Genomic DNA, 8531 nt, shown 5'->3' on the forward strand with positions numbered 1-8531 from the left:
GACATTTCTATGGTACGTTTATCTGTGTAGTTTAAACATTGCCAGTTTGTGGGCTCACTCGGGCTGAGTATTTCGTTCGGGTTTTGCGCGTAATTAGGCTTATTTTTTTGGTATAAAGAAGAAGGACCTTGTTCAAATTTACTACCGGCTTCGTAGGTCAGAGTTTCAAATATTTGTAAGCTATACGGATTTTTTTCATCTGGGTGTAACTGCATAAGATTGGCGCTGTGGAGGGTTGCCCATTGGCACTTAGCAGTGAGTGCACATGCAATAGTACTCACATCAGAAAAACCAACTAACCACTTAGGCTTTGCTTCTTTAATGGCGTTAAAATCAAGTAGTGGCAGTATTTCCATTGCCAGCTCACCACCCATTGGCGGCATAATCGCATCTATTTCATCATCTAATAAAAAACCCATTAGCTGCTTAGCATGCGCTTTAGCATTAAGCTGTTCGCGTGGTTTGTTTTGACGTAAAAACTCGCCTTCAACAACATTATACCCTCGTTGTTTTAGTCCATTTATAACAATATCTAAGCGTCCGTGATACTTTTCTTTTAGCCCAGATGAAAGCGAGCAAATAGCAATTTTAGAGCCTACTTTTAAAGGCGCTGGGTAAAGTATATTAGCCATTGAGTGTTCCTTTTAATGAAGTGATTATGTACCTATATCATCATGCTCACTCTTTATGCAATATGAACACCCTTATCAGTATAGTGATTTATTTAAGGCATAAAAAAACCGATGTAAATACATCGGTTTTTATTTAAAACGTTAAAGTGAGTTATGCGTTAAAGATACTCAACTTCAATGATTTCGTACTCAACGATACCTTTTGGCGTTTGGATAGACACTGCATCGTCTACTTGTTTACCAATTAAGCCACGTGCAATCGGTGAATTAACAGAAATTAAGTTGTTTTTAATATCTGCTTCATCATCGCCTACAATACGGTATTTCACTTCAGCATCCGTATCTACATTTACTATAGTTACGGTAGTACCAAAAATAACTTTGCCCGTATTTGGCATTTTAGTTACGTCGATTATCTGAACATTTGAAAGTTTAGCTTCAATTTCTTGAATACGACCTTCACAAAAACCCTGTTGCTCACGTGCAGCGTGGTACTCAGCGTTTTCTTTTAAGTCACCGTGTTCACGCGCAACAGCAATGTCGGCGATAATTTTTGGACGGGTAACTGTTTTTAATTCGTTAAGCTCTTTGCGCAGTAAATCTGCGCCACGAACTGTCATCGGAATTGATTGCATACTTTTCTCACTTAACACCAAGGCCCTAGTTGGCCTTGGCACATTTCCTTAGTTCAATCGCAGGTGTAGCTCTTGAACTGACGTTACTTTACTACGGTCATCTGCTTTGTTAGCAGTACAGTTAGCAAAAGCCGCGTTCAAGGTTGTCGTATAGTTGGTTTTATTTTGCAATGCACCACGACGTAACACCTTCGAATCTTCGATCGCTTGGCGACCTTCGGTGGTATTAACGATATAGCTGTACTCTTTATTCTTGATATAATCAAGAATATGCGGGCGGCCTTCATATACTTTGTTTACACGTCGTACTTCAATGCCAGCTTCTTCAAGAGCTTGTGCCGTGCCACCCGTTGCGTCAAGTTCAAAACCTAAGTCGGTCATAATCTTGGCTAATTCAACAATGCGTGGCTTATCGCTATTACGAACAGATAATAACGCGCGACCACCGCGTGGTAAAGTGTTGCTTGCACCTAATTGTGCTTTTGCGAATGCTTCGGCGAAAGTATCACCAACACCCATCACTTCACCCGTTGAGCGCATCTCAGGGCCACGAATTGGATCCACACCCTGAAACTTAGCAAATGGTAAAACAACTTCTTTAACGCTGTAATAAGGAGGGATCACTTCTTTAGTAATACCTTGGCTTGCCAAAGACTGACCCGCCATACAACGAGCCGCCACTTTTGCAAGCGCTACACCGGTTGCTTTTGATACAAACGGTACAGTACGTGCGGCACGCGGGTTAACTTCAATTAAGTACACTTTGCCATCTTTTACAGCAAACTGTGTATTCATTAAGCCAACAACACCAAGCTCAAGCGCCATATCGGTTACTTGCTTGCGCATTACATCTTGCACTTCTTGCGATAAAGAATGTGCTGGTAATGAACATGCTGAGTCACCAGAGTGAACACCGGCTTGCTCAATGTGCTCCATGATACCGCCAATAATTACTTGCTCACCGTCGCAAATTGCGTCAACGTCAACTTCAATTGCGTTATCTAAGAAACGGTCCAGTAATACAGGTGCTTCGTTTGATGCAGATACAGCTTCGGTCATGTAGCGACGTAAATCGTCTTCATCGTATACAATTTCCATTGCACGACCACCTAGTACATACGACGGACGTACAACGAGTGGAAAACCAATTTCGACTGATTTAAGTAGTGCTTCTTCAGTTGAAGTTACTGTTGCATTTTCTGGCTGAAGTAAGTTCAAACGCTCAACAAGTTGTTGGAAACGTTCGCGATCTTCTGCACGGTCAATCGCATCAGGTGAAGTACCAATTACTGGCACACCATTCGCTTCAAGCTCACGTGCTAATTTAAGTGGTGTTTGACCACCGTACTGCACGATAACGCCTTTTGGCTTTTCAACACGTACGATTTCGAGTACGTCTTCAAGTGTAATTGGCTCAAAGTATAGTCTATCAGATGTATCGTAATCGGTAGAAACCGTTTCAGGGTTACAGTTAACCATAATTGTTTCATAACCGTCTTCGCGAAGCGCAAGCGAGGCATGTACACAACAGTAATCAAATTCAATACCTTGGCCGATACGGTTAGGACCGCCACCAATAACCATGATTTTGTCTTTATCTGTTGGGTTTGCTTCACACTCTTCATCGTAAGATGAGTACATGTAAGCTGTGTCTGAGCTAAATTCTGCGGCGCACGTATCAACACGCTTGTATACTGGCACGATGTTTAATAGGTGACGTTTTTTACGAATTTCAGCTTCAGATACACCAGCAATTTCAGCTATACGTGGATCTGCGAAACCTTTGCGTTTAAGTTTACGTAGGAAGTCGGCATTTAAACCAGCCATACCTACTTCACCAATTTTTGCTTCGTCTTTTAAAATATCTTCTATTTGTACTAAGAACCAGCGATTAACTTTAGTCAGCCCATAAACATCATCAACGCTCATACCATGGCGCATTGCATCGGCAATGTACCAGATACGCTCAGCACCTGGTTCGCGTAATTCGCGGATGATTTTTTCTTTCGCTTTAGGGTCATCAAGTGCAACTATTGGGTTAAAACCTGTTGCGCCCACTTCAAGACCACGTAATGCTTTGTGTAATGATTCTTGTTGGTTACGACCAATCGCCATTACTTCGCCAACTGATTTCATTTGCGTAGTTAAGCGGTCGTTAGCACCGGCAAATTTTTCAAAGTTAAAGCGAGGAATTTTTGTTACAACGTAATCGATTGAAGGCTCAAAAGATGCTGGAGTTTTACCGCCAGTAATATCGTTTTGAAGCTCGTCAAGCGTGTAACCTACTGCTAGCTTTGCAGCAATTTTAGCAATTGGGAAACCCGTTGCTTTTGATGCAAGTGCAGATGAACGTGATACGCGTGGGTTCATCTCAATGATAACCATACGGCCATCTTCAGGATTAATACCAAACTGCACGTTAGAACCGCCAGTTTCTACACCAATTTCACGTAATACCGCCATAGAGGCGTTACGCATAATTTGGTATTCTTTGTCGGTTAGCGTTTGCGCTGGTGCAACGGTGATTGAATCGCCAGTGTGAACACCCATAGGGTCAAAGTTTTCAATGGTACAAACAATAATACAGTTATCGTTTTTATCACGTACAACTTCTGTTTCGTACTCTTTCCAACCAATCAGTGATTCATCAATCAATAATTCGTTTGTTGGTGATAAGTCTAAACCGCGCTCACATATCTCTTCAAACTCTTCCATGTTGTAAGCAACACCGCCACCGGTGCCACCCATGGTGAAAGAAGGACGAATGATACATGGTAAGCCAATTCGGCTCATTGTATCTTTAGCTTCTTCCATTGAGTGAGCAATTTCAGCACGAGGACATTCAAGGCCAATGTTTTTCATTGCTACGTCAAAGCGTTCACGGTTTTCTGCTTTGTCGATTGCATCCGCCGTTGCGCCAATTAGCTCAACGCCGTGCTTAGCCAATACACCGTGCTTGTCTAAATCAAGTGCACAGTTTAATGCTGTTTGACCACCCATTGTAGGCAGTACTGCATCTGGCTTTTCTTTTTCAATAATTTTTTCTACCACTTCCCAGTGAATTGGTTCGATGTAGGTAGCATCGGCCATTTCAGGATCGGTCATGATAGTTGCAGGGTTTGAGTTAACTAATATAACTCTATAGCCTTCTTCTCTAAGTGCTTTACACGCTTGAGCACCAGAGTAGTCAAATTCACAAGCTTGACCAATTACAATTGGGCCTGCGCCTAAGATAAGAATGCTTTTTATGTCGGTACGTTTTGGCATTATTACTCCAGTTAAATTAGTGTTTACGCGCTTGCATCAAATCGATGAAGTGGTCAAATAATGGTGCTGCATCGTGTGGACCTGGACTTGCTTCAGGGTGCCCCTGGAAGCTAAACGCAGGCTTATCAGTACGATGAATACCTTGAAGCGTTCCATCAAATAACGATTTATGCGTGGCACGAAGCGTACTTGGTAGGCTTGATTCTTGAGCTGCAAAACCATGGTTTTGAGCTGTGATCATAACTACATTACGGTCTAGGTCTTTAACTGGGTGGTTACCACCGTGGTGGCCAAATTTCATTTTTTCTGTTTTAGCACCTGAGGCAAGGGCTAATAACTGATGACCTAAACAGATACCAAAAATAGGTGTGTCGGTTTCTAAAAAGGCTTGAATGGCTTCAATAGCGTAAGTACATGGCTCAGGATCACCAGGGCCATTAGATAAGAAGATACCATCAGGGTTTAAAGCAAGTACGTCAGCGGCAGAAGTTTGCGCTGGTACTACTGTAAGTTTACAACCACGGTCTACAAGCATACGTAAAATATTACGTTTTACACCGAAGTCGTAGGCAACAACATGAAACTTTTCATCAGCAGCGTCAAGGGTTTTAAATCCTTCACCTAATGTCCAGCTTGATTCGCGCCACTCAAAATTTTCCTTGGTTGAGACAACTTTTGCTAAATCCATACCTTTTAAACCTGGGAAGGCTTGCGCGGCTTGTAACGCTTTATTTTCGTCTAGCTCGTCACCGGCAACAATACACCCGTTTTGTGCGCCTTTATCACGCAAAATTCGAGTTAGCTTTCTGGTGTCGATGTCCGCAATACCTAAAATATTACGTTCTTTTAAGTAATCATCTAACGATTGCTCGTTACGAAAGTTACTTGCTAGCAGTGGCAAATCACGGATCACTAGGCCTTTAGCCCAAATTTGATTCGCTTCTTCGTCTTCGCTGTTGGTACCCGTATTACCGATATGTGGGTACGTCAAAGTTACGATTTGTTCCGCGTATGATGGATCAGTCAAAATTTCTTGATAACCAGTCATAGACGTATTGAATACCACTTCACCGACTGACATGCCGTCAGCGCCGATTGCAGTACCGCGAAACACTGTGCCGTCTTCTAGGACTAACAGAGCGGATTTAGTCAAGTTAAACCTCCTAACAGTAAAAAACGGGAGTAAGCAATTGCTTAACACCCCGCCAATACCCAGAGGGATCGTCAAAACCAGATTTTTGTGAGCTTAAATTGTTTTACGCAGTCTTAAATGATGCAGATGTAAAGCATTCAACCTTCAATCATTTTTCTTGCCTAAAACTATTTTCATTCCCACTGAAACCCTGGATTTACTAGCCACTTGGGTATAATTGGAAACACGCATTTAGTAATTTTTGGCAAATTGGCTGCATATTACATGAAGTTGCTATTTAGGTCTAACATTATTTGGTTAATTGTTACAAATAAGTCACTGTAGGTGAAATTAGACCCAAACAGTTAAAATAGTAACTAAACTACTTAAGATCTAGCACATCTTGCATATCATAAAGTCCAGCAGGTTTGTTTTTTAACCAGCTTGCAGCCCTTATAGCACCTAGAGCGAACGTCATTCTCGAACTTGCTTTATGTGTTAATTCAAGCCTTTCGCCCATTGTAGCGAAGTATGCGGTATGTTCACCTACTATATCGCCCCCTCTTAGGACAGAATAACCAATCTCATTTTGAGATTTCGCTGTTTCTACTTGGCTTCGGTCATATACCGCAACCTCGTCGTGATCCCAGCCTTTCGCTTGCGCGATTGACTCACCTATTGCCAGTGCAGTACCCGATGGTGCATCTATTTTATGACGGTGATGCGCTTCAAATATTTCAATATCTAAATCGTCACCAAATTTAGTCGCTGCAGTTTGCACAAGGTTAAGTAATACATTGACACCTACGCTGTAATTTCGCGCAAATACAATAGGGATATGTTTAGCGGCATCGTGTAATAGCGTCATATCATCATTTGTTAAACCTGTTGTGCCAATTACCATAGGAATTTTTTGTGCAACAGCTGTTTTTAAATGGTTTTTCATACCCGCTGGCAGCGTAAAGTCGATTAAAACATCTACATCATCTATTGTACTTTCGTCGCTAAAGCTAACACTGTTATCGGCTGCGCTATTTACTTGATTTACATTAATGCCCAATAGCGATGAACCACTACGAACATATGCGCCTGTAAGTTGTGTTTGCTCTTTAATTGTCGCGGCTTCTAATAGGGCTAAGCCCATTCTGCCGTTAGCACCAAAAACACCTATTCGATTTGTAGTCATGGTTTTTACCTAATTTTATTTGAATCCGTTTATTAGCTATATATCCGGACATTGCAAAATACGCAGGTGGGTATTTTTATGCAGTTGGATAAATATTAATCGCTGAAAATCGCGTTGCTTTATAGATATTATCTAAAAGTCATGCAATAGTCAGGTGACCTTTTAATTTAATAATAATAACAATACCAGTTTACTTTAGCCATCTATACATTTAAACTTCTCTTTCGCGTCGATTTGGTCTTTGGCTTGCGGACGCTGCGGCTATCAACTTTTTAAAATAAAAAGTTGTACTGCTAAATTCAGCTAAAAGAGGAGTTTTGGCTGTGATAAATTTTACTGGTTATGAGGATTATGATGCAGCCATCATTTAATAAAAACAAAGCAATACTTTCTTTACTTCCCCTACTTACCTTTGTAGCGCTATTTTTAGGCTCAGGTTTGTATTTGCAATCGCAAGGGGTTGATTATGCTTTTTACCAACTACCTGCACCTGTTGCTATATTGCCCGCCATCATGCTTGCGTTTATTTTAAATAAAGGCACGGTAAACCAATGTGTAGAGACCTTTATTAAAGGTGCCGGACACAACAACATTATTACCATGTGTTTAATCTACTTACTTGCAGGTGCTTTTTCGGCTGTGGCAAGTGCAACCGGTGGTGTAGATGCGGTAGTAAATGCAGGCTTATCGCTTATTCCACCTTCGTTATTGCTCCCTGGTTTGTTTTTAATTGCGGCCGTTGTTTCTACTGCAATGGGAACGTCAATGGGTACGATTGGCGCCATTGGCCCTATCGCTTATGCGGTATCAATTAAAACGGGTATAGATCCAGCATTAATGGCCGGTACGATTGTATCTGGCGCTATGTTTGGCGATAACTTATCTATTATTTCAGACACCACTATTGCAGCTACGCGCACGCAGGGCTGTGAAATGAAAGACAAGTTTAAAGAAAATCTTAAAATTGCAGTCCCTGCAGCCATTCTAACAATCGCCCTGTTGTTTTATTTAACACCTGCTGCACAAGTAGTTGAAACTAAAGATTATGATATTTGGTTGGTACTTCCTTATGCCTTTATTTTAGTGTTAGCAGTTGCTGGCTTGAACGTATTTGTAGTGTTGTTTAGCGGTATTATTTTTGCCGCATTAATGGGCTTTACCGGTAGTTACGAAGGCGCAAGCTTTGTAAAAGACATTTACAAAGGCTTTACTGATATGCAGGAAATATTTTTACTTTCTATGTTTATTGGCGGCTTATCTGAATTTATTCGTATTAACGGTGGTCTTGATTACATTGCTCAAAAAATTCAAGCGATTACTAAAATCATTGCAAAATGGCACCGTAAAGTGGCAGATCAATTAGGTATCGCTGCGTTAGTTTTAACAAGTAATGTATGTATTGCTAATAACACAGTGTCTATTATTGTCGCGGGTCCTATTGCTAAAAAGCTAGCAGATGACGGTGAAATAAGCGGTAAACGCTCTGCCAGTTTACTTGATATATTTGCCTGTGTTACACAGGGTTCATTGCCATACGGTGCCCAAGCATTGTTATTAGGTGCTACGTTTAAAATTAGCCCGTGGGAAGTATCAACGTCTTCTTATTACTGCTTTATTTTAGCATTTACAGCCATTGCAGTTATTTGCTTACGCCGTAATAAAGCATAGTTTAAACACCG

At 41.2% G+C, this 8531-nt stretch carries 6 protein-coding genes; 1 reads left to right on the forward strand and 5 read right to left on the reverse strand.

Features of this window, described 5'->3' with window-relative positions; translation table 11 throughout:
• The 5 genes from H5072_RS06250 to dapB form a co-directional block, all read right to left on the reverse strand.
• On the reverse strand, window positions 1-632 hold a 632-nt coding region (locus tag H5072_RS06250; protein ID WP_182693020.1), incomplete at its 3' end, for an LD-carboxypeptidase.
• Between the two features lie 158 nt (window positions 633-790).
• Complete coding sequence (gene greA, locus H5072_RS06255; RefSeq protein WP_004335404.1) at window positions 791-1267, reverse strand: transcription elongation factor GreA; 477 nt, start codon at window positions 1265-1267, stop codon at window positions 791-793.
• 48 nt (window positions 1268-1315) lie between these two features.
• Window positions 1316-4534: a carbamoyl-phosphate synthase large subunit gene (gene carB, locus H5072_RS06260; RefSeq protein ID WP_182693021.1), complete on the reverse strand. Its 3219-nt coding sequence runs from the start codon at window positions 4532-4534 to the stop codon at window positions 1316-1318.
• A gap of 16 nt (window positions 4535-4550) precedes the next feature.
• On the reverse strand, window positions 4551-5687 hold the full coding sequence (gene carA / locus H5072_RS06265) for a glutamine-hydrolyzing carbamoyl-phosphate synthase small subunit (protein WP_004335400.1): 1137 nt from the start codon (window positions 5685-5687) through the stop codon (window positions 4551-4553).
• A 361-nt stretch (window positions 5688-6048) separates the two neighbouring features.
• Window positions 6049-6852 (reverse strand): 4-hydroxy-tetrahydrodipicolinate reductase, encoded by an 804-nt coding sequence (gene dapB, locus H5072_RS06270; protein WP_182693022.1) that lies wholly within the window; start codon window positions 6850-6852, stop codon window positions 6049-6051.
• A 354-nt stretch (window positions 6853-7206) separates the two neighbouring features.
• Between dapB and H5072_RS06275 the strand changes: the two genes are divergently transcribed.
• Window positions 7207-8520, forward strand: coding sequence for a Na+/H+ antiporter NhaC family protein (locus H5072_RS06275; protein ID WP_004335396.1), 1314 nt, complete (start codon window positions 7207-7209; stop codon window positions 8518-8520).
• Window positions 8521-8531 lie beyond the last annotated feature (11 nt).

Origin of the sequence: Pseudoalteromonas sp. SR45-5, from assembly GCF_014163565.1 — a bacterium.
Classification (GTDB): domain Bacteria; phylum Pseudomonadota; class Gammaproteobacteria; order Enterobacterales; family Alteromonadaceae; genus Pseudoalteromonas; species Pseudoalteromonas distincta.

What these genes read in the sequence shown, in the direction of transcription:
- H5072_RS06275 (WP_004335396.1), top strand. Translation starts at nt 7,207, where the DNA reads ATGCAGCCATCATTTAATAAAAACAAAGCAATACTTTCTTTACTTCCC.
- dapB (WP_182693022.1), bottom strand. Translation starts at nt 6,852, where the DNA reads ATGACTACAAATCGAATAGGTGTTTTTGGTGCTAACGGCAGAATGGGC.
- greA (WP_004335404.1), bottom strand. Translation starts at nt 1,267, where the DNA reads ATGCAATCAATTCCGATGACAGTTCGTGGCGCAGATTTACTGCGCAAA.
- carB (WP_182693021.1), bottom strand. Translation starts at nt 4,534, where the DNA reads ATGCCAAAACGTACCGACATAAAAAGCATTCTTATCTTAGGCGCAGGC.